Raw genomic sequence first — 21,740 nt, forward strand, 5'->3', positions numbered from 1 at the left:
AGGTAACACATGAAAATCCACGAGTATCAAGGCAAGGAACTGCTAAAGCAATTTGGCGTGCCTGTGCCCCGCGGGATCCCCGCATTTTCCGTCGACGAGGCCGTGGCTGCCGCTGAAAAGCTGGGTGGGCCGGTTTGGGTCGTCAAGGCGCAAATTCACGCGGGCGGCCGTGGTAAGGGCGGTGGCGTGAAGCTCGCCCGTTCGCTCGACGACGTTCGTACGCTGGCGTCGGAAATCCTGGGCATGCAATTGGTCACGCACCAGACCGGCCCCGCAGGCCAAAAGGTAGGCCGCCTGTACATCGAAGACGGCGCTGATATCCAGAAGGAATACTACGTGTCGCTGGTCACCGACCGCGCCACGCAGACCGTCGCCATCATCGCTTCCAGCGAAGGCGGCATGGATATCGAGGAAGTCGCTCACTCGACTCCCGAAAAAATCATCACCGAATACGTCGATCCGCAGACCGGTCTGTCGGTCGAACAAGCCAAGAAAGTGGCCGAGTCCATTGGCCTGAGCGGCGGCGCCGCTGATCAGGCTGCCGACGTGTTCCAAAAGCTCTACAAGTGCTACATGGAAACCGACGCTTCGTTGGTCGAAATCAATCCTCTGAACTGCGACAGCAAGGGCAACATCATCGCCCTGGACGCCAAGTTCAACTTCGACCCGAACGCCCTGTTCCGTCATCCGGAAATCGTGGCTTACCGAGATCTGGACGAAGAAGATCCCGCCGAAGTCGAAGCCAGCAAATTCGATCTGGCCTACATTCAGCTCGACGGCAACATCGGCTGCCTGGTGAACGGCGCTGGTCTGGCCATGGCAACCATGGATACCATCAAGCTGTTCGGCGGCGAGCCGGCCAACTTCCTGGACGTGGGCGGTGGCGCGACCGCCGAAAAAGTGACCGAAGCCTTCAAGATCATGCTCAAGAACAAGGGCGTGCAGGCCATTCTGGTCAACATCTTTGGCGGCATCATGCGCTGCGACGTCATCGCCGAAGGCGTGATCGCCGCGTGCAAGGCCGTCAACCTGAGCGTGCCGTTGGTCGTTCGCATGAAGGGCACCAACGAAGAACTGGGCAAGAAAATGCTGGCCGACTCGGGGCTGCCCATTATCAGCGCCGACACCATGGCCGAAGCGGCCACCCGCGTCGTAGCCGCCGTCAAATAAATTGCCAAGGATTCACAAATGTCGATTCTGATCAACAAGGACACCAAAGTCATCACCCAAGGCATCACGGGCAAGACGGGCCAGTTCCACACCCGCATGTGCCGTGAGTATGCCAATGGCAAAGCCGCCTTCGTGGCTGGCGTCAATCCCAAGCGTGCCGGTGAGGACTTCGAAGGCGTGCCTATTTTCGGCACCGTTCAAGACGCCAAGCAAGAAACCGGCGCGACCGTATCCGTCATCTACGTGCCGCCCGCCGGTGCTGCCGCCGCCATCTGGGAAGCCGTCGAAGCCGAACTGGATCTGGTCATCTGCATCACCGAGGGTATCCCGGTGCGCGACATGCTGGAGCTCAAAAACCGCATGAAGGCCAAGAACAGCAAAACCTTGCTGCTGGGCCCGAACTGCCCCGGCCTGATCACCCCCGATGAAATCAAGATCGGCATCATGCCCGGCCATATTCACCGCAAGGGCCGTATCGGCGTCGTCAGCCGCTCTGGCACCTTGACGTACGAGGCCGTGGGGCAAGTCACCGAATTGGGTCTGGGCCAATCCAGCGCCGTCGGTATTGGCGGCGACCCCATTAATGGCCTGAAGCACGTTGACGTGCTCAAGCTGTTCAATGACGATCCCGATACCGATGCCGTCATCATGATCGGCGAAATCGGTGGCCCCGACGAAGTCAACGCCGCACAATGGGCGAAAGACAACATGAAGAAACCCGTGGTCGGCTTCATCGCCGGCGTCACGGCGCCTCCGGGCAAGCGTATGGGCCACGCCGGCGCGCTGATTTCCGGCGGTGCTGATACGGCCGATGCCAAGCTCGAAGTGATGGAAGCCTGCGGTATTCGTACCACGCGCAATCCGTCGGAAATGGGCAAGTTGCTCAAGTCCGTGCTGTAAACGCGAGGCGTTCCTCGTGTCTGGAAAGCCCGCCCGTTTTGGCGGGCTTTTTCACGAGGAGCAACGCGAGTTGTTTCACCGGCTCGGCAAAATATAATAACGAGCTTGTTTTACGCGTACACCCATAAAAAATCGTCTGGTGACATAGGCACCCGGCACTGGCCACACTATTCGCGCATACCAAGTCGGCCGGTACGCATCCTGTATTGACTCACACCTAGGGGATCGCTAGGAAGAGAGGAATGGAACTTACATCCGCAGCATTCTGGATTGCCTTGTTGCAAATCATTTGGGTCAACATCCTGTTGTCCGGCGATAACGCCGTGGTTATTGCGCTTGCCGCGCGCTCGCTACCGCCTTCGCAGCAGAAAAAAGCCATCACGATAGGCTCTGTGGCCGCGATCGTCATGCGTATCCTGTTGACACTGGTTGCTGCCAAGCTGTTGCTGCTGCCGTGGCTCAAGCTGGTTGGCGCGCTGTTGCTGGTCTATATCGGTGTGACGCTGCTGTTACCCGAGGGTGAGGATGATGGCGACGGCAAACAGCACGGCTCGTTGCTGTCGGCTATCCGCACCATCATGATCGCGGATCTAGTCATGAGCCTGGACAACGTCGTGGCTGTCGCCGCGGCAGCAATGGGCGACACCACCTTGCTGGTGGTGGGCTTGGCGATCAGTATCCCGCTGGTTATCTTCGGCAGCACGCTGCTGTTGAAGGTCATCGAGCGCTTCCCTTTGATCGTCTGGATTGGCGCAGCATTGTTGGGCTTTATTGCTGGCGAACTGTTGGTGGGTGACCCCGCGCTGCATGATTCTGTCATCAGCGTCGATATGGCGTTGGGGTGGACTGAGCATCAACTGGCATTAGTGGCCGGCGCGATCGGTGCACTGCTGGTTTTGGCGTTAGGGAAATTTTTTCTGGCCCGGCGCCAAACCCTGACTCAGGCCTGAATTATACTTACCGCTTTGGCGAGACATTGCCGCGTGCGACGGGCGCGGCGATGTCTCGCCTGTGTTGCGCTGGTAGCAGTGCGTTAGATAAATACTTCGGTGGGGGGTTTTAGCGTGTTTGAGTTCCTACAAACAATAAGTTGGGCTGCAGTATTCCAAATAATCATGATCGACATCCTGTTGGGTGGCGATAATGCAGTCGTCATCGCGCTGGCTTGCCGAAATCTTGCTCCCAAGCAGCGCATGCAAGGGATTCTTTGGGGGACGGCCGGCGCGATTATCTTGCGCGTGGTGCTCATTGCTTTTGCCCTCACGCTGCTGGCCATCCCGTTCCTCAAGGTCGTCGGCGGCCTGCTGCTGGTCTGGATCGGCGTCAAGCTCCTGATTCCCGAGGACGAGGGGCACGACAATATCAAAGGCAGTACATCCATTGCGGCGGCGGTCAAGACCATCATCGTGGCTGACTTCGTGATGAGCCTGGATAATGTCATCGCCATCGCCGGGGCGGCCCAAAATGCGCACTCGGATCATCAGATTGGCCTGGTTGTATTCGGCCTGATCGTCAGTGTGCCCATCATCATCTGGGGCAGCACCCTGGTTCTTAAGCTCATCGACCGCTATCCGTTCGTGGTCACGCTGGGCGCGGGACTGCTGGGCTGGATCGCGGGTGGCATGGTTGTTACCGATGTGATTGTCGAAAGTCAATTCGGTCCGCAGCCCACTGCGGTTAAAATTGCTGCAGAAGTCATCGGCGCAGTGCTTGTTGTAGCCTTGGGGCGGTGGCTTGCCAGCCGTAAAATTGCCTCTAAGGAATCTACACATGAGTCTGCGTAAAGGCAGCAACCCCGGGTCCGGTCTGAGCTTGCTGCAAGGTCTTGCAGTGCTGGCCATCATCGGGGTCATCGTTGCGGTGATTTTCTCCAGCCTGGGCGGTTGATTCTGCCCGTGTCTGCACCGCAACGTCTCGTTATCGCAACGCGCGCCAGCCGGCTTGCCTTATGGCAAGCCGAGCATGTACGTGATCGCTTGCGCACCTTATATCCCGACTGCACGGTCGAATTGCTGACGCTGACGACACGGGGCGATCAGATTCTTGATCGCACCCTCTCCAAGGTCGGGGGCAAAGGGCTTTTTGTCAAAGAGCTCGAAACCGCGTTGCTCGATGGCCGTGCCGATCTGGCCGTGCACTCCCTGAAAGACGTCCCCGTCGAACTGCAAGCCCCGTTCGAACTGTGCACCGTGCTCGACCGGGCCGATCCGCGGGACGCTTTTGTTTCCAATCAGTACACGTCATTGGCCGACTTGCCCGTCGGCGCCATCGTGGGCACCTCCAGTTTGCGACGTGAATCGCAGATTCGGCACCGGTATCCCCAACTGCAGGTCAAACCGCTGCGCGGCAATCTGGACACGCGTCTGGGCAAGCTCGACCGAGGGGATTATGCGGCCATTGTGCTGGCGGCAGCCGGTCTGCAACGCCTGGGCCTGGATCAGCGTATTCGTAGCCTGCTCGAGACTGCCGATAGCCTGCCTGCTGCCGGGCAGGGCGCATTGGGTATCGAAATCCGTGACGACCGGGATGACCTCCGAGCGTGGCTTGCGCCGCTTGCTTGCGCGCGGACGACGGCTTGTGTCCTGGCCGAGCGTGCCGTGTCCCGCACTTTGGGCGGTTCCTGCCAGGTCCCCTTGGCGGCGTATGCTCAGCTTGAGGGCGATACCGTCATCCTGCAGGCGCTGGTGGCGTCTCCCGATGGTTCCCGGATGATTCGCTGCCAGCACACGGGTCCGATTGAGGATGCCCAGCGGATTGGCGAGGCCGCCGCACAAGAGTTGCTGTCGAACGGCGCGGCTGCCATTTTGGCCGTACTGCAAGATCCTTCCGCCGTCTGAGGCGGCCGGCGTTCGCCGGTCGCTTTCTTTTGGGGATACGTCCAAGCTCGTCTATGCCACAAGTCGCCATCCTGACCCGTCCCGACGGCCGCAACGATACGCTGGCGACCGGCCTGCGTTCAGCAGGCTGGCAGCCTTTGGTCTTGCCTGCGCTTACGCTGCAGCCACTGCCAATTGCGGCCGCCGATCTGCCATTGCCTCAAGACTACGATCTCGTCATCTTTGTCAGCGGCAATGCCATACAGCTGTATTTGAGCCAGCTCCGCGAGCTGGCAGGACAAATCGACTGGCCGGTCGCGGTGCCGGCGGCCACTGTGGGCCTGGCCAGTGCGCGCGTCTTGCGCGAGGCGCCCGGTTTTTGCGCCAATACAACAGTGCTGTGTCCGGGCCCAGAGGCGCCGACGCACGATTCCGAGGCATTGTGGCAAGTATTGTCAGCACGCGGCGACTTGCCGCAACGTGTACTGCTGGTACGCGGTACGCAGGGGCGAGATTGGTTGGGTGATCAGCTCGAGTCCGCCGGTGTACAGGTACTGCGGCACGCCGCCTATCGCCGCCAACCCGCCGTCTGGCCCGAATCCTCCTTGCGGCAGTTGCACGACTGGGCGCAGCGACACCAGCCCGTGACGTGGCTGCTGACCAGTGGAGAAGGCCTGTCGGCGGTTCGGGACCGGTTGCATCAGGCGGACCTGGATGATTGGTGGTGGACCTCCCGCTTTATTGTCACGCATCCCACGCTGGCCCGACGGCTGCAACAAGAGGCCGGTGGCACGGGCGCAGCGCCAATGGTAAAAATCTGTTTACCGGCCGATGATGCGATCCTCTCCGCCTTTGTTGCGGCTTGAATCGAAGTTTTGGCATTTCACCGAATACAATCGCGTCATGACAGACCAGACTCCTGATACTGCACCTGCCGTCGAGACGGCAACTCCGGGCGCTGCTTCGCCCGCCAAGCCGACCAAGGTTCCGGCTAAAAAGCCTTCCCGCGCGACAGGCCTGCTAAGCGCGGCGCTGATCATCGTGCTGCTGTTGGCCCTGGGTATGGGGTGGGCGCTATGGTTACAGCGCAAGCAGTCCCAAACGGCTGGCCGTGAGGTGGCGACTCGTCTCAGCACTCTGGAAAATGCGGTCGCCGAAGGCCGCAAAGCATCCCGCGAAGCCCTGACCCTGGCCCAAAGCCAGGAGGCCCAGCTTCGCTCCCTCGCGACCCAGGCCCAAGAGTCCAAGACGCGCTACGACGACCTGCAGCAGGCTTGGCAAACGTTCAGCGGCGGCGCGACCGATGAAATTCTGGCTAACGATGTCGAGCATCTGCTGGTGTTGGCCAATCAACAACTGCGCCTGGCCGGTAATGTCAACAATGCCATCGTGGCGCTGGAAACCGCACAAGCTCGCTTGACGCAGGCCGCGCGGCCGCGTTTTGCCAGCCTGCAACAAAGCATCAATGGTGATATCGACCGTCTGCGGGCTGTTGCCACGGTAGATATCCCGGCACAATCCGCGCGTATCGATCGTTTGGCGGGCCTGATTTCCAAGGCACCGTTGCTCGTGCCCGATGCCGCCGCGCCGGGTGAGCCGATCGATAGCTCGGCCGAGCCCGCTGTGGCGCCCGCCACGCCTCGAGCTGATGATCCGCGCAGCCAGTTACCCGCGGATGCCGCGTGGTGGGAGCGCTGGCGCGCCGAGATGGCTTCTTGGCCAAGTCGCGCCGGCAGTGTCTTGGCGCAAGAGTTAGGCGATCTCATCAGCGTGCAACGCGTGGACCAGCCTGCGGCATTGATGCTGTCGTCCGAGCAGGCCGAGCAGGTGCGCGCCTCCTTGCGTCAGCGTCTGATGACCGCGCAATTGGCGATGTTGATGCGCCAGCCCGAGGTCTGGAAAAACGAGCTCGATAACGTCGCTGACGTGCTGGGCATCTATTACGACGGTCGTTCGGTTGATACCCAGGCGGCGCTGCGTTTGACCGACGAGTTGGCCAATACCAATATCGCCGTCCAGTTACCCGATGTTGCGGATAGCCTGACTGGCTTGGCAGCGTTGCGTTCCGCCGGTTTTGAATCGCCCAAACAGGACTGACGTATGCGTACTTGGTTCTGGACTTTACTGCTGCTCGTCGTCGCTGTTGCGTTGGCCGTGGTGCTGCGCTCCCATGCGGGCAACGTCATCCTGTTGATTTCGCCCTGGCGCGTTGAGCTGTCGCTGACGCTGTTCGTGCTGCTGGTGCTGGGCTTTTTCATTGCCCTGTACGTGGGGTTGCGTCTGTTGGCGTGGCTGCTGGCCATTCCCGATCGCATGCGCGTCTGGCGTGGCCAGCGCGCCGAGGCGCGTGACCACGTGCTGCTCGAGCGCGGCTGGACAGAGCTCCTCGAGGGGCGCTTTGCCCATGCCGAAAGGAATTTGACCAAGCTCCTGGGCCAGACTCGCGTGGCCAATCGCCGGGTGTTGGCGGGCTTGTCGGCGGCTCGCGCCGCGCACGAGTTGGGCGAATTTGCGCGACGAGACCAGCTTCTGGATGCTGCAAGAGAGCACGCGTCGGGCAATACCGGCCTGCAAGAAGCCATCGCTACGGTGGCCGCGGATCAATTGTTGGACCAAGGGCGCGCGCAGGATGCATTGGCCGTGCTTACGCCCTTGCAAGATGGCGGGGCCCGTCATTTGCATACGATGCGCCTGCTGTTGCGTGCAGAGGCCGCGCTGGATCACCACGAGCGGGTCTTTACGCTGGCGCGTGGCTTGATGCGCCGCAATGCACTATCGAAGTCCGAGGCGGAGCAACTGATCGACAAATCGGGTGCGGCGCGTTTGCGCGCCGCCGCCGCATCGGGCACCGAGGCCTGGCGCAGTGTCTGGAAAGACCTCAAGAGCGACGAGCGTACCCTGCCGCAAATTGCATTGGCGGGCGCGATGGTGTTCGAGGCAGCTGGTGAGCCTGCCGAGGCCGCAAAAATCCTCGAAGCCGCTGTTCCCGTGCATTTCACCCCTGCGTTGGTGCAAGCCTATGCCCGGTGTGATTCCGATCAGGTGCCTCGTCGTTTGGCCAAGGCAGAGGGTTGGCTGCAAAAACGTCCGGCCGATGCCGGCCTCCTGAGCGCGTTGGGCATGTTGTGCCTGAACGGACAGTTGTGGGGGCAGGCCGAACGTTATCTGCAGCGCAGCCTGCGCTTGCGCACTGACTCGCCCGAGACGCACGCCTTGTTGGGCAGCTTGTATGACCGCCTGGACCGTCCGGTCGACGCGACGCGGCACTGGCGCCTGGCGACCGCAGCGACGATGGCATTGCCCATTCTGGCGACGGATCAGGCTTTGCCCGCGGCCGAGACCAGTGCCGATCCGCTGCACCTGGACGCCGAAGGCGAATATTCCACTTATCCGCCCGAGGTTTCGCTGGCAGGCAGTCACGCCACCGTCCAGAGCGATATGCCCGTGTCTGCGCCTGCGGACTACGTTTTGGATCCCGATGCCCGCGCCCTGGAACATGAGGCATCAGTGGCGTTGCAGCCGGATCCTCCCGCCGTCGCACCCGTTGGCTCCAACGTCGATATCGAAGACTACTTCGATAGCGCACCCATCCCGATCGCCGCGTTTGATGTGCCTACCTACAGCACGTGGCCGGCCGAGTCACCTGTCGAGCGTGATGCGGACAAGCGGGATGACGACAAATCACATCTTCTTTCAGACAAACAAGGTTGAATCATGAGTCTCGATCGCGTCTCTCCCGGTAAAAATCTACCGGAAGACTTCAATGTCATCATCGAAATCCCCATGAATGCCGATCCGGTCAAGTACGAGGTCGACAAGGACAGCGGCGCCGTGTTCGTGGATCGTTTCATGCTGACCGCCATGCACTATCCGTGCAACTATGGCTACATCCCGCAAACCCTCTCCGACGATGGTGATCCCGCCGACGTACTGGTGTTGACGCCGTTCCCCATCCAGGTGGGCGCCGTGGTGCGCTGCCGCGCCCTGGGCGTGCTGGAAATGGATGACGAAGCCGGCGGTGACGCCAAGCTCCTGGCGGTCCCGGTCGACAAACTGTACCCACCGTATCGCAATATCAAGTCTTACGAAGATCTGCCCGCCGAAGACATCAGCCGTATCCAGCATTTCTTTGAGCACTACAAAGATCTGGAAAAAGGCAAATGGGTCAAGGTCAAGGGCTGGAAGGGCGTCGACGCTGCCCGCGAAGAAATCGTCCGTAGCGCCGAGCGCTACAACAAGGACTAAGGCCAACCGGGCTGGCATTTCGTCGGGCTGCGGTGCACTAATGCTTCGCGGCCCGTTGTCTTTGCATGGTCCGGCACACCGAAATAACGGATAAACTCGCGAACTGGATTTCCCCTTTGTCGGCCATGCCGACACGCATTCAACAAGGTCAAGAGAACATGGATTACGTATTCCCTCCGTTGCCGCCCGTTGCCGTGCCTGTTGTGGGCAGCGATGCATTAGTCCCCGTGCGTCGTATTTATTGCGTTGGCCGCAACTACGCCGAGCATGCCAAGGAAATGGGCTTTACCGGTCGCGAAGATCCGTTCTTTTTCAGCAAGCCTAATGACGCTATCGTGACGATTGCGGATGGCCAGACGGGCGCCACGCCTTATCCGCCCAAGACCAGCAACCTGCATTACGAGATGGAGCTGGTTGTGGTGCTGGGCAAAGGTGGGAAAGATATTCCCGTCGACCAGGCCAATGACTATGTGTGGGGCTATGCGCTAGGTCTGGACATGACACGCCGCGACCTGCAAGGCGAGGCCAAGAAACAGGGCCGTCCCTGGGAAGTCGGCAAGGCTTACGATCTATCCGCGCCGATCGGTCCTATTCATCCGCGCAGTGCCGTCGGCACGCTCGAAAAGGGCGCCATCTGGTTGGATGTCAACGGGCAGCGCAAGCAGTCCAGCGATATCTCGCAGATGATCTGGAATATCCCCGAGAGCATCTCGTACCTGTCGGGCCTGTTCGAACTGAAGGCCGGCGATCTGATTTTCACAGGCACCCCCGAAGGCGTGGGCGCTGTCGTACAAGGCGATGAGCTCGTCGGTAGCGTCGAGGGCCTGGGCGAGTTGCGCGTGCGTATCGCTTGATATATTTTTGCCGCCGGGCCGCCCCAAGGCAAAAAACGCCCCCTTGGGGGATGAGCCCGGACACAGAACAGTCCCTGCGGACTGTTGTGTGCCTGGCGAATCCGAGCGGCCTGCCTGCCGCGAGGTGGACAGCAAGCCAAAGGCGCAGCGTGGGGGCTATTTTTACCGCCGAACTGTAAACTGAAGAGGCAGTGCGGTGTTTTTTGATTCAGGAGTTTCATCATGCGCGCAAGAGTCATACTGACGGCGGTTATCGTTTTTGGGGTCGTGCTGCAAGGCTGCAATACGATGGCTGGCGTGGGTCAAGACATGTCCAAGGCAGGTCAAGCCATCACTAACGCCGCAGACAAATAAGACCCACGCGTTTTGATGACGGCGGCCCCTTCGGGGGCCGTTGTTGTTTTGATCACGGCAAGTGTTCTCCTGTTTAGTGTCTGCTTAATGCTTGGCTTAGCCCCTGTCTAGGTCTGTGAGACCAATTCGCCTACCTCGGCATCTGCGAATAGCCCGCCCGTCCGCGTCGTTTCAGAATACAGCCTCTATCGATTGAAAAGAGGCTGATGCATGATCCCGCGTATTTCTCGCCAGCGTGGCCAGGGCATGACCGAGTACGTCATTGTGGTGGCGCTGATCGCCGTGGCCGCGATTGCGGTCTATCAGTTGTTCGGCCAGGTCATCCGTTCCCAGACGGCTGCGATGGCGAACGAGCTCGCGGGAGAAGACGGCACCGCCGCGTCGCGTGCCGCACAGTCCACGGCGGGCAAGGCCGCCACCCAGACCAAAGTACGTACGCTCAAGTCGTTTACGGGCCACGCAAAATGATGGGCCACGTCGTGTTGCAGACAGGCATTATTACTGCGCAGCGCGGTCAGGCCTTGCCTTTGGCCTTGATGCTGATGGCGGTAGCGGGAATCGCCTGGATTGCGCTGTACAACGTTGGGCAGACGGCCAGTGCTCGCGTACGTCTGACGCATGTCGCCGATGCGGTCGCGTATAGCGGGGCGCTCGCGCAGGCGCGCAGCCTTAATCTGTTGTCTTATATCAATCGTGCTCAGGTGGCGCATCAGGTAGCGATGGCGCATCTCGTGACGTTGGGATCGTGGGCACAGTTCGGACAAACGCAATCGCAGCAGCACACACGGCACAATCCGCAGGTCGCGCTGATTGGCAAGCTCTTTGGCTCGGATCTGGGCGCGGCATACGCTCGGGCCAGCGCTACGAGCGGCGCGCTGCCTGAGCTGGCTGATGCCTTTCAGCAGCACGATCACGTGGTGCACCAGATCCTGCAGCAAGCCTCGGCTTCGGTAGTTTCCAGCCTGGTGGCATTTCGCCGGCAGGCAATGTGGCAGGTGCTGCGTGCGAACTATCCCGAGTTTGACCGTGCCGGGTTCGATGCGCATGACACGGTTGATCAGGGCGAGACATCTTCGCATGGGCCCTTTCGATTATCCATGTTCTCCGATGGCTATTCGGGTTATCTGAGGCAACACCAAGATCGCGAAGACGGACACTTGCGGGGCATGGCGCAGGGGGCTGCGGGCCGCTACGACTTTTTGCGGCCACGTGACCTGACGCGCCGCAATGCCTGGACAGTGCAGGCGGAGTGTCCGACGCGTCGGCACGAGCTTCGTCGTCGTGGCGAGACCTGGCTCGATACCCAGGGTCGCTGGGCAGCAGAAGACACGTTGTCTTATCACGCCTTGCGCTCTAACCGCTGGATTGGGTGCCACTACCGTGAGTACGCGATGGGGTGGGGCCAGAACGGACATCGTACGCCGGGGGATGCTAAGGCGACCCCAACACCGCCTCATGAATTTTCACAGCAGGACTTTTGGCGTTGGGTACACGAAAACACCTCGTGGGATTTATTCTCGGGCCGAAGCAACTCCCTGGCAAATGCTTATGGCTCGGTAGACGTGCAACGATGGCCGAGTCGTGGGCTGCCTGCGTATCACGAGATAGACAAGAGCGCGGTGAATCACGCTCTGCGTTTTGCCATCCAGGTGCGTCAGTCCGCTACGTCGATGTCCACGACTGACGCCGCAAGCAATGTGGCCGCGCCTGTCGGCAGATACACCTACCTCGGATTGAGGGCAGGGCAGGCCATAACGGTAGGCAGTGCGGCGGAAACATACTTTGCACGACCGCATTCGCGCGTCGACGGCCGGCACGAGCTTGCGAGTCTTTTTCGACCTTACTGGCAGGCGCGGCTTAGCTCCGCCCAGCCCCGCCATCCAGAGGGTGGGCCGCGATGAAACCCCAACTTTCTTGTTCATCGTCTCGCGGGCAAGCCGTCGTCGAATCCATGCTCGCGCTCGGCCTGCTTGGGGTATTCATGCACGGGTTGGTGACGATCGGTGATTCTTTGCTGCGAGGTCAACAAGCGGCCCATCTGAGCCGCTATGCTGCGTTTGCCAGCGCAAGAGGACAAGACCACATCCATCGTGCAGACATGGCAGGGCGCTCAGGCGGATCTGTATCGTTGGTGACGACGCTACCTCAGTCCGGTGACATCAACCGCGTCGGAAATGCGCAGGCAGCGACTTTGGCTCAAGACTGGTTACGGGCCGACCCCCGATTGCGCCAAGCACAAGCTACCGTGTATCCCTCTGGGCACCTTGCCTTTTCCGAGCACGTTAGACCGGCGTCGATGCTGTCCGTACGTCGCCAAACTGTCGTGGCGGTGGGAGCAGGGCACGCGTCCGATGATGCGACGGTGGCGCGACGGACTCAAGATTCTGTGCTGGGTTGGTCGGGCGCGGCCCGACGCTCATTACGTGCCGCGCAGGCCCTGAGGCAACCCATGCTGCCTGTGGACGCCCCCTGGGGCCGAGGCAACTGGACAGGGGATTGGCTTGAGGCTTGGCATGACCTGGCACCGATCGCCGAGAAAACACCATGATCGTCAGCCGATGGGGCGGTGACATAACCCGCTATTTGAACGTCGTATTGGGTAGATGGCTATCGTGTACCTCTGCATATTCTGGGCACGTGCCTCGGTCGCCATACACGTCATTTTGTTTGCAAGGCGTGTTTGCTGTGATGATCTCTCTGGCTCTCTCCGATAGTACGTATGCCGACACGTTGTCTTTGCTTGATCGGTTGGTCTTGCCACCGGGCAGCGCTCAGGCCGCGCTGGGTACTCGGATGCAGCTCCATGGTGTGCCTGTCGATATCCGCGTCATCGAAATACCGGAGTCGGTTACACAGGCCGCACGCATGTTGAGCGAGCAGTATCCCGGGCTGTCCGACCTGAGTGTCTATCCGGGTTGTGCAGTGTTATCCGGAGAGGTTGCCGATCAATTCTGGGTCGTGACACTCGAGCCCGCGGGGCTTCGCCAAACGCGAGGCAGTATTTCCGTGCTGGACATGGCGGCCACTTCCTTCGCGACCTTGAATCCAGCGAATGGCACGCAGTCGCATCGCAGCACCGCGTCGCCGGCACAGAGTTGGTTACCGGGCGACGCGCGACTTCGACTACGGCTGGACGCCCAAGAGGATAGGGGCGGTGGGCATACATCACAGCAGGTATGGACATTTCCCTTGCCAGTACCTGCCGCATGGCGAGCTATCGTCCGGGGCTTACAGCAAGAGCAGTGGCAATTAGAAACCTTGACGCCGGATGCTGGCCGATGGGTGCGGCAACGCAGCACGCTTCAGATCACCATCACCGCCGTCGACGGCGGCAGTGGAATCCTGGTGCATCAACATGATGGGTCCGCACGATGAAATTTACGATCATGGCATTGCAGCAGCGCGCGCGTACGCTCGCCGTTTATACATTCGCGTTATGCGCCGGACTGCTCGCGGCCTGGGCCGTACACGACCATATTCAAACTCGCGAGCGAGAGATTGAGCGTCAATCCGAAGTCGACGTGCTCACTCGCGTCGTCGCGGCGGTCGATATCGAGGCCGGTACTCGGCTGGATACTGATCATCTGGCAGTACGGGATATTCCCTTGCCGTGGGTACCGGGGGGCTCGTTCGACCCCGGGACCGTAGAACACGCAATAGGCGGAATACTGACGTCGGACCTCAGGCGGGGGGACATTCTGCTGGACGCTCATGTTACCGCGGAGACCGGATCACCAATCTCAGCATTAGTGTCGTCGGGCCGGCGGGCTGTGACCTTGCCCGCGGCGGAGATCAATGCAGTCTCCGGTCTATTGCAAGTAGACGATCTGATTGATTTGTATGTGTCCTTTACGCATCAGGGACAGCATCTGACGGCACCCTTGTTGCAAGGGGTCAGGGTATTGGCATTGGGGGGGAGTGCTGAAGCACCGATGTCGATTACGTTCGACACCTCGGAGCAGAATGCGATCAAGTTGGTAGCGGCACGCCAGAGCGGTACGTTGACGGCGATGGTGCGTCATCGTGGCGACGTGGTGATCTCGAAGGAATCCGAGCCAGGCGATCTGGCAGCGTTGATGGGTATTGATCAACGAGAGGTCGTGACTCACGCGCCCATTCCTATCCTGTACGGCGATCGTGTCGATACAGCGTTGATCCCTGATGGGTTGTCGGGTGACTTGCCGCCTTCCATACCACGCGCTTCCACGTTGCAGGATGCGCCATGAAAGTATCCCAGTTTGCACGCCCCATCATGAAGTCAATCTTGTTGTTGTTCACATGGCCGGTGATGGCGGCCGAACCTACTGTCCTGGTACTGGAAGTCGGTCAAACCAAGGTTGTACAGCACAAGTCCGTTACTCGTGTGGCCGTGGGGAATGGGCAGGTCATCAGCGCTGTCTCTGTCGAGGGCAAAGACGTGGTGCTTTTTGGCCGGCAAGAAGGCACCTCGTCGGTACACGTCTGGACACCTGCCGGCGTGGGCATGGCGTACGAGGTACAAGTACACCCCGCTGGCTGGTCGAACATGCAGCATGAGGTGCGGACCTTGCTCGAGCACATCCCGAACGTACGCAGCACGCTGGTCGGTGACAACATCGTTATCGAGGGCGAGGACCTCGCCGATGATGATCGGACACGGATAGCTGCTTTGGTGCAACGTTATCCGCGCATTCTGGACTTCACTGGCCAGGTGGGATGGGATCGTATGGTGCTACTGGACGTACAGGTGGTGGAATTACCTCGATCCCGCTTGCGCGAATTCGGCGTGCGATGGGACGCCGTGTCCCAGGGCGGCATGCAGGCCGGGCTGGCGTGGCAGCCGGGTTCCGGCGTGCACCTGAACGGATTCGAAGACGCATTGCCGCTAACGATGCAAGGCATGGGCGCGGGCGGCTATTTTGGTTTGAATGCCTTGCTGTCGTCACGCATTACCGCGTTGGCACAGCGCGGGGAAGCCGTGATGCTTGCCCAGCCCCAGCTCCTGGCGCGTAGTGGAGCGACCGCCTCTTTCCTGGCGGGCGGAGAGGTGCCCTACAGCACAACCGACGCAAAAGGCAACACCAACACCGCATTCAAACCCTACGGCGTATCGCTGAATATCACGCCACGTATTGATCGTAATGGCGCGATTCGCTCGCGTATCGAGGTCGAGGCGAGTTCCGTTGATACCTCTTTGAGTGTTTCGGGCGGCCCGGCATTGCGTACACGTCGGGCCTCAACAGAGTTCAACGTGAGATCGGGCCAGACACTGGTTCTGGGCGGGTTCCTGTCTCGTGAGCGTTCGCACGAACGTACTGGTGTGCCAGTGCTGCAAGATATTCCCTTGCTCGGCACACTGTTTTCCTCGCAGCGCAAGCAACACACAGAAACAGAGCTGGCCATCTTCGTGACGCCGCGCATTGTGTCGCAAGATCACCCCGAGATGGCCCAACGCGTTGAGCGCGGACGCCATGTGCTGCGCGACGCGTTTCCCGATATGCCTGCTATGGGAACGGCAGCGCCCGGCCCTGGAGATCCTGATTGGAGTGTGTATCGGGGGCCGGGCTCTCAATGGCAACCTGTGCCGGGTTCGGCTCCTGCGCTGATGCCGATTTCCCACGTCCAGAACGGCGCTGATTCCCATTTCCATCAGACAGTGAAATGAGCATGTTCGAGATAACGATGGCATTCGAAAGTGGGGAGCAGCGTCGCGTGTGCGTTCAAATGCCATTGGTCATTGGACGGTCAGCGCAATGCGGCCTACGCATTGCGAACTGGCGTGTGGCCAAACAACATGCACGGTTGGTTAGTCAAGGGCAGGCGCTGGAACTCGAGGACATGGGCTCCTTGATAGGCACCGTGGTCAACGGCCGACGCGTCTCGGTTCATCGACCTGTGCTGCCCGAGGACGACATTCTGATTGGTCCGTGCCGTTTGCGTGTGCGTCCGCTGAACCAACCGGCAACGCAACCACCGGGCCTGGCCATTTCAGCGGTCACCACCACGGCAGAGAAAACGGCTGTCATCGTCTGTGCGAAGCCGACGGAGTATGTGGCGCCGACCGTGCCTGACAAATCCCTTTTTGCCACAGAAGTCGTGGCGCCCTCGATGGATGACGACCCGTCTGCCACCAGAGATTCTCTGCCATACCGGCGCCGGCTGCACGCGGGCTTGCTGCAGGCATTGGATCTGCGACGTCGCGACGTCGCAGGAATGAGCGATGCCGTGTTGCGTAGCGAAGGGCAACGATTGCTGGATCAGATTGCCGCCGACGACACCGATATTCCTGGGCATATCGACCGGGTAGCGCTCTGTCGCGATGTGCTGGACGAGGCGGTCGGATTGGGACCACTGGATCGCTTGCTCTCGGACACGAGCATCAGCGAAATTATGGTTAATCGGTACGATGAGATCTACATCGAGCGTTATGGCCGATTGTCACGACACAGCGCCGTGTTCAGTAGCGAGCAGTCGGTGCGTTGGGTGATCGAGCGGATTGTTGCCCCCATCGGTCGCCGTATTGACGAGAGTGCGCCGATGGTGGATGCACGGCTACCCGATGGTTCTCGTGTTAACGCCGTGATTCCGCCCGTGGCCTTAAAAGGCGCGAGCCTGACCATACGAAAATTCCCCGCTCGCCGACCAGAGATGGGAGATCTTGTACAAGGCGGATCCATGGGTGCGGCCATGGCGGCGTTTCTCTTACTATGCGTACGTACCCGCAAGAACATCGTGGTATCGGGTGGCACCGGCTCGGGCAAGACCACGCTGCTGAATATTCTGTCCAACGCTATTCCTGACGGTGAACGCGTGGTGACGATCGAGGATGCGGCAGAACTCAGACTGAGTCATGCGCACCTGGTTGCGTTGGAGGCGCGCCCCGCCAATCTGGAAAACCGTGGCCGTATTGACATACGGGATCTGGTACGCAATGCCTTGCGCATGCGACCGGATCGCATTGTCGTGGGCGAGTGTCGGGGTGCCGAGGCGCTCGACATGCTGACCGCGATGAATACAGGCCATGAGGGATCGTTGACGTCGCTGCATGCCAATAGTGCCCGAGACGCCTTCAGCAGGCTAGAGACCATGATATTGATGGCGGGGATGGATCTACCGCTAACAGTGGTCCGTGAGCATATTGGCGCCAGCATCGATATGGTGGTTCAGCAAGCGCGTTTGTCCGATGGACGACGCGTGGCGACCTCTATTGTGGAAATTACCGGTTTGGAAAGCGGTCGTATTCAGTCCCAGGAGCTGTTCCGCTATCAGCGAGGGATAGGTTTTCAAGGATGCGGATTGTTGCCACGCTTTATCGATGAGTGGCGCGAGGCAGGGATTGAGTTTGATATTGGTGCTTTTTCCCGATCAGACTTAGTGGTAGATGAACCGAGCGCCGGCGAATGATCTGGCTTGCGATTGCCATGTCCGGCGTTTGCGCGGTGCTGCTGGCCTGGCAACTGCAGACGTGGTTTGGGCCGGCGTTGTCGCGTTATCGCGAGGTGTATACGCACGAGGCCGGGATCCATCTCAGCGAGATATTCCTGTTCATCAATCCCGCTCAGTTGTTGATCTGGGCTGCCATGCTGGCGTTATTGGCAGGTGCAGTGGCGTTTGGCGTGAGTGACAGCGTCGTGGTGGCGGGGATTGCCGGGGGACTTGCCTGCCGACTCCCTAACGCCATGATCAGGCGTTTGCACGGTCGACGGTTAGCGAGATTCGAGCGGCAATTGCCTGCGGCGTTGTTGGCGTTGGCTTCTGCGTTGAGAGCGGGGGTAGGGATATCGACGGCCTTGCGTCATATCGTGGATCATGGCGAAGCCCCATTGACTCAAGAATTTGGTCTCGTGTTGCGAGAGCAACGTCTGGGGGTTAGTTTTGATATCGCGCTGCACAATTTACACGGACGTGTTCCTTCTGAGTCCTGTGCCCTGGTCGTTGCGGCATTGCGCGTTGCCTCTCTCACGGGAGGTAACCTGGCAGAAACGCTAGACGGAATTTCGTCCACGCTACGCGAGCGCCTGAAATTACACCGCAAGGTGCAGGCCCTGACCTCACAAGGCCGGTTGCAGGCGTGGATTGTTGGGGCGTTGCCGTTGCTATTGCTGGCGGTACTCAGCCATCTGGAGCCCGATGCCATGGCGATGTTGTGGCACACGACTATAGGCTGGAGCGTGCTAGCCGTTTTACTCGGCTTGGAGGCCATCGGCATGCTGCTGATTCGGCGCATTGTCACGATCGATATTTGACTCACTGCTATGTATCTGATGCTTGTCGTGGTGTTGGCGGGAGCGGGGGGATCGTTATCGGCTTGGCTGATCGCGCGGCCGGCGATGGGATCGCGTGATATGACTTTCCAACCGGATATGCCTTGGCATTGGCGCCTATGCTGGCCCTGGATATCAAGCTTGTCGGGTCTGTGTGAGCCGATGTTGTCCTGGCGCCAACGAGATCGTTTAACGAGATTGGCGAAGCAAGCGAGTTTGCCGACCGCCATCACGCCGGCGCATATGCTGGCTTGGGTGATTAACTGGATGGTGTTGGGTGCGATAGCCGGGGCGGGGCTCACCGCCTACTTCGGGATGTTTGATGGGTTGTTTTGGAGCACGCTCGGAATGGGGGTATCGACCGGGTTTTGGCCTATCGCAGTACTACGTGCACGCGTGCGCCGCCGACGACGACAAATCGCTCGAGAGTTACCCTTCGTTCTGGATCTGATGACGTTATGCGTAGAGTCCGGTTTGAGCTTGCATGGCGCATTACAGCAGGCCGAACAGCACGGTCCGTCCGGCCCATTACGTCAGCAGTTGACACATGCCTTGTCGGACATGCGTGCAGGGGTGCCGCGTGTAACGGCGTTAACGGCATTGGCTGAACGCAGTGAATGTCCGAGCGTACGCAGTTGGGTCGCCGCGATGTTGCAGGCAGATGGCTTAGGGATGAGTGTGGGAGTGTTGTTGCGAGAGCACGCCGCGCAATGCCGATCAGATCGTTTCCAACATGCAGAAAAATTGGCACTTGAGGCGCCGGTCAAAATGCTGCTGCCATTGATTGGCTGCATTTTCCCTTGCACATTCATCGTGTTGGCTTTTCCCATTGTGGTGCAGATGTGGGAGGCCATGCGATGACGCAGGAGCCGCCATCGATGCAGACAAGGCGTCGTCGCCTCGATCCCCACCGTATCCGATTGGTGGATGCGCGTGGCGTGTTGGGGCGGTTGCGAGGGTTGCTGTGCAGAGCCTCTCCGCCAGGACCACGTGCAGGGTTGAGGCTATCGCCGTGTTGGGCGGTTCATACCATCGGTATGCGCTATCCCATCGATGTCGCGTTTGTTAATCGCAACGGTCGAGTACGGCGTCTTGTCCGTTACCTGAATCCGGGGCGCGTCGCGTTCTCTATCGGCGCATGTTCTGTGATCGAGTTGGCGGTCAACACCAAGGATTCTCCATTGCGTTATCAGCGGCGCCTACGCCTCGCTATCCGGCATGCGCAGATTGATGATGCAGGATGAGTCCTATTTTTTTAAAAACGATAGGAAATTAGCGCGAAGAAAAAGTCAGTAAATCCTTGCCTGCAAACGAGAAATCCGACGGCGAAGCCGAATGGTTTCATGCCGCTTTTGTTGGCAAATTTATTACAACATTCATAGCCTGATGGCTAACTCAACAAAAGAAGTAGATTTCATTGCATTTTTTTTATTATCGCTGGTCCCTGTTGGGGCGCCTGAAATCGCGCCGGTTGCGATCCTCGATTCTCCTGCTGCTGATGGCCATTGGCCATGTGTCACACGCCAATCCGGTGGGTCGACCGTTTACGACTCGTACTGATGAGCTTCAACGCAGGCAAGAGCAGGAACTCGAGCAGTTACAAGAGCGCGCGACTCAGCATCCGGATGTGTTGTCCGCACCGAGTGACGACAACACTAGCTCGGATGTTCGGAATTTTCCCGAAGAAACCGTCTGCTTTGTCGTGCGCGAGGTTCGATGGGATGGAGGTGATCCCCCTTCATCCATACAAAATCAGGCGCGTGCGGTCCTGGGAAGGTGTGTCGGCAATCGAGCGCTACATGTCTTGCAAGCGCAGCTGACCGTACGCCTGGTTGACCTTGGCTTGATGACGACACGGGTGTTGATACCCGAACAGTCGTTGGCACAAGGAACGCTCTCATTGCGTTATGTTCCCGGTCGGATTGCCGCCGTGCAAGACGCGGATACGCCAGGGTGGTGGCGCATGGTGTTACCTGCCAGTCAGGGCGACATCCTGAATCAACGAGATCTGGACCAGACTCTGGAGAACATTCGACGCCTCAGAGGGCAGATGGATGCTCGTATCGATGTCGTGCCCGGCGTTGAGCCAGGCAGCTCCGATGTCCTGGTGCGGCCAGGCTCTGGCAAGCGCTGGCATGCTTACATAGGCGGTGATAACGCCGGGATGCGATCCATGGGGCGAGAGCGGGTGAATGCCGGATTGATCTTGGATTCACCCCTATTTTTATACGGCCAGCTTTCGGTGTCATGGAACAGCAACGCCGTCTGGCGTAATCGTGACAATCGCACGCGTGCGGCCGCGGTCAACTACAGCGTGCCGTTGGGCTATTGGTCGGTATTCGCGGGCCTTGGCCGTTCTCGTTATCAGCAGACAGTCGCGGGATTCAGCGAACCCATCGTGTACGGCGGCACGACAGCCCAAATCGAAACGGGCGTCTCGGTCGTGCCTTATCGCGGTAGTCACCGCAAGGGCACGGTCGTCATGAAGATGTTGCGCAAACGCGTGAAAGGTACGCTCAATGATATCGACCTCGATATACAGCGTCGCGATGTCACCGGCTACGAGCTGGGCTACCAGCACCGTCACTATCTGGACCGTGCCGTGTTTGATGTCGGCGGCGGGCTACGGGGCACGATACCCAGATATTCCAGGCAGTCCGGCTATGTGTACGGCGATCCCGAATGGAACGGGCGCACGACGATTCTTGCCGCGAACGCGGGCATGTATTTGCCCTTCATCGTTGCTCGCCAGCATATGGCGTATCAATTCAATTGGCAGATTCAACATGCCAAAACGCAGATCGTTCCGTCCGACTATTTTACGGTCGGCGATCGCTACACCGTTCGCGGCTTCGATGGCCAGATGGCACTGGCAGCCGAAAACGGCTGGGCATTGCGTAACGATCTGTCGCTGAACCTGGGAAATCTCGGTCAACAACTGTACGCCGGGCTTGACATGGGCCAAGTGGGTGGGCCATCGGTGCGGTACCTGCCGGGCCGTACGCTGGTCGGCGCGGCTGCGGGCCTGCGTGGGCGCCTGTCGGTGCCTTATGTCGATGCCAGCTACGACGTGTCGATGGGCTGGCCACTGAAAAAGCCTCAATTTTTCCACACACCGAGTGCCGTATTTTCCGCGGCGCTGTTGTTCGAGTTTTAGA

The 21,740-nt window shown here is 59.6% G+C and carries 22 protein-coding genes; all 22 read left to right on the forward strand.

The window, feature by feature from the left end; genetic code table 11:
• Positions 1-9 precede the first annotated feature (9 nt).
• The 22 genes from sucC to ACYVDM_RS10575 all read left to right on the forward strand — a co-directional run bounded on the left by sucC (position 10) and on the right by ACYVDM_RS10575 (position 21,739).
• A complete protein-coding gene (gene sucC / locus ACYVDM_RS10470; RefSeq protein ID WP_415786105.1) occupies positions 10-1,170 on the forward strand; it encodes an ADP-forming succinate--CoA ligase subunit beta in 1,161 nt (386 codons plus the stop codon).
• Between the two features lie 18 nt (positions 1,171-1,188).
• Positions 1,189-2,070, forward strand: coding sequence for a succinate--CoA ligase subunit alpha (gene sucD, locus ACYVDM_RS10475; protein ID WP_415786103.1), 882 nt, complete (start codon positions 1,189-1,191; stop codon positions 2,068-2,070).
• A gap of 242 nt (positions 2,071-2,312) precedes the next feature.
• Positions 2,313-3,020, forward strand: a complete 708-nt coding sequence (locus tag ACYVDM_RS10480; RefSeq protein WP_415786101.1) for a TerC family protein — start codon at positions 2,313-2,315, stop codon at positions 3,018-3,020.
• Between the two features lie 114 nt (positions 3,021-3,134).
• Positions 3,135-3,854 (forward strand): TerC family protein, encoded by a 720-nt coding sequence (locus tag ACYVDM_RS10485; RefSeq protein WP_415786099.1) that lies wholly within the window; start codon positions 3,135-3,137, stop codon positions 3,852-3,854.
• A 111-nt stretch (positions 3,855-3,965) separates the two neighbouring features.
• A complete protein-coding gene (hemC, locus tag ACYVDM_RS10490) occupies positions 3,966-4,907 on the forward strand; it encodes a hydroxymethylbilane synthase (protein WP_415786097.1) in 942 nt (313 codons plus the stop codon).
• Between the two features lie 53 nt (positions 4,908-4,960).
• Positions 4,961-5,752: a uroporphyrinogen-III synthase gene (locus ACYVDM_RS10495; RefSeq protein WP_415786095.1), complete on the forward strand. Its 792-nt coding sequence runs from the start codon at positions 4,961-4,963 to the stop codon at positions 5,750-5,752.
• A 37-nt stretch (positions 5,753-5,789) separates the two neighbouring features.
• A complete protein-coding gene (locus ACYVDM_RS10500) occupies positions 5,790-6,983 on the forward strand; it encodes a uroporphyrinogen-III C-methyltransferase (protein WP_415786093.1) in 1,194 nt (397 codons plus the stop codon).
• 3 nt (positions 6,984-6,986) lie between these two features.
• On the forward strand, positions 6,987-8,597 hold the full coding sequence (locus ACYVDM_RS10505) for a heme biosynthesis HemY N-terminal domain-containing protein (RefSeq protein WP_415786091.1): 1,611 nt from the start codon (positions 6,987-6,989) through the stop codon (positions 8,595-8,597).
• A 3-nt stretch (positions 8,598-8,600) separates the two neighbouring features.
• Complete coding sequence (gene ppa / locus ACYVDM_RS10510; protein ID WP_415786089.1) at positions 8,601-9,131, forward strand: inorganic diphosphatase; 531 nt, start codon at positions 8,601-8,603, stop codon at positions 9,129-9,131.
• A 158-nt stretch (positions 9,132-9,289) separates the two neighbouring features.
• Positions 9,290-9,985, forward strand: a complete 696-nt coding sequence (locus ACYVDM_RS10515; RefSeq protein WP_415786087.1) for a fumarylacetoacetate hydrolase family protein — start codon at positions 9,290-9,292, stop codon at positions 9,983-9,985.
• 222 nt (positions 9,986-10,207) lie between these two features.
• Entirely contained in the window at positions 10,208-10,339 is a 132-nt protein-coding gene (locus tag ACYVDM_RS10520; RefSeq protein WP_415786085.1) for an entericidin A/B family lipoprotein, read from the forward strand.
• A gap of 210 nt (positions 10,340-10,549) precedes the next feature.
• Complete coding sequence (locus ACYVDM_RS10525) at positions 10,550-10,807, forward strand: hypothetical protein (RefSeq protein ID WP_415786083.1); 258 nt, start codon at positions 10,550-10,552, stop codon at positions 10,805-10,807.
• Positions 10,804-12,240, forward strand: coding sequence for a hypothetical protein (locus ACYVDM_RS10530; protein WP_415786081.1), 1,437 nt, complete (start codon positions 10,804-10,806; stop codon positions 12,238-12,240). The genes ACYVDM_RS10525 and ACYVDM_RS10530 overlap by 4 nt, the downstream gene beginning before the upstream one ends.
• Positions 12,237-12,887 (forward strand): hypothetical protein, encoded by a 651-nt coding sequence (locus ACYVDM_RS10535; RefSeq protein WP_415786079.1) that lies wholly within the window; start codon positions 12,237-12,239, stop codon positions 12,885-12,887. Before ACYVDM_RS10530 ends, ACYVDM_RS10535 begins: the two co-directional genes overlap by 4 nt.
• Positions 12,888-13,024: 137 nt before the next feature.
• Positions 13,025-13,714 carry a hypothetical protein gene (locus ACYVDM_RS10540; protein ID WP_415786077.1) on the forward strand — a complete coding sequence of 230 codons (690 nt, stop codon included), beginning with the start codon at positions 13,025-13,027 and terminating at the stop codon, positions 13,712-13,714.
• Positions 13,711-14,565: a Flp pilus assembly protein CpaB gene (gene cpaB / locus ACYVDM_RS10545; RefSeq protein WP_415786075.1), complete on the forward strand. Its 855-nt coding sequence runs from the start codon at positions 13,711-13,713 to the stop codon at positions 14,563-14,565. The genes ACYVDM_RS10540 and cpaB overlap by 4 nt, the downstream gene beginning before the upstream one ends.
• Before the next feature lie 26 nt (positions 14,566-14,591).
• A complete protein-coding gene (locus ACYVDM_RS10550) occupies positions 14,592-15,983 on the forward strand; it encodes a type II and III secretion system protein family protein (protein WP_415787046.1) in 1,392 nt (463 codons plus the stop codon).
• A 17-nt stretch (positions 15,984-16,000) separates the two neighbouring features.
• A complete protein-coding gene (locus ACYVDM_RS10555; RefSeq protein ID WP_415786073.1) occupies positions 16,001-17,722 on the forward strand; it encodes an ATPase, T2SS/T4P/T4SS family in 1,722 nt (573 codons plus the stop codon).
• On the forward strand, positions 17,719-18,564 hold the full coding sequence (locus tag ACYVDM_RS10560) for a type II secretion system F family protein (protein WP_415786071.1): 846 nt from the start codon (positions 17,719-17,721) through the stop codon (positions 18,562-18,564). Before ACYVDM_RS10555 ends, ACYVDM_RS10560 begins: the two co-directional genes overlap by 4 nt.
• A 9-nt stretch (positions 18,565-18,573) precedes the next feature.
• Positions 18,574-19,443, forward strand: a complete 870-nt coding sequence (locus tag ACYVDM_RS10565) for a type II secretion system F family protein (protein WP_415786069.1) — start codon at positions 18,574-18,576, stop codon at positions 19,441-19,443.
• A 17-nt stretch (positions 19,444-19,460) separates the two neighbouring features.
• The gene (locus tag ACYVDM_RS10570) at positions 19,461-19,826 is read left to right on the forward strand and encodes a DUF192 domain-containing protein (protein ID WP_415786067.1); all 366 of its coding nucleotides are present in this window, start codon (positions 19,461-19,463) and stop codon (positions 19,824-19,826) included.
• A gap of 173 nt (positions 19,827-19,999) precedes the next feature.
• Positions 20,000-21,739: a ShlB/FhaC/HecB family hemolysin secretion/activation protein gene (locus tag ACYVDM_RS10575; protein WP_415786065.1), complete on the forward strand. Its 1,740-nt coding sequence runs from the start codon at positions 20,000-20,002 to the stop codon at positions 21,737-21,739.
• Position 21,740: the final 1 nt, after the last annotated feature.

The organism is Bordetella tumulicola (assembly GCF_054779135.1).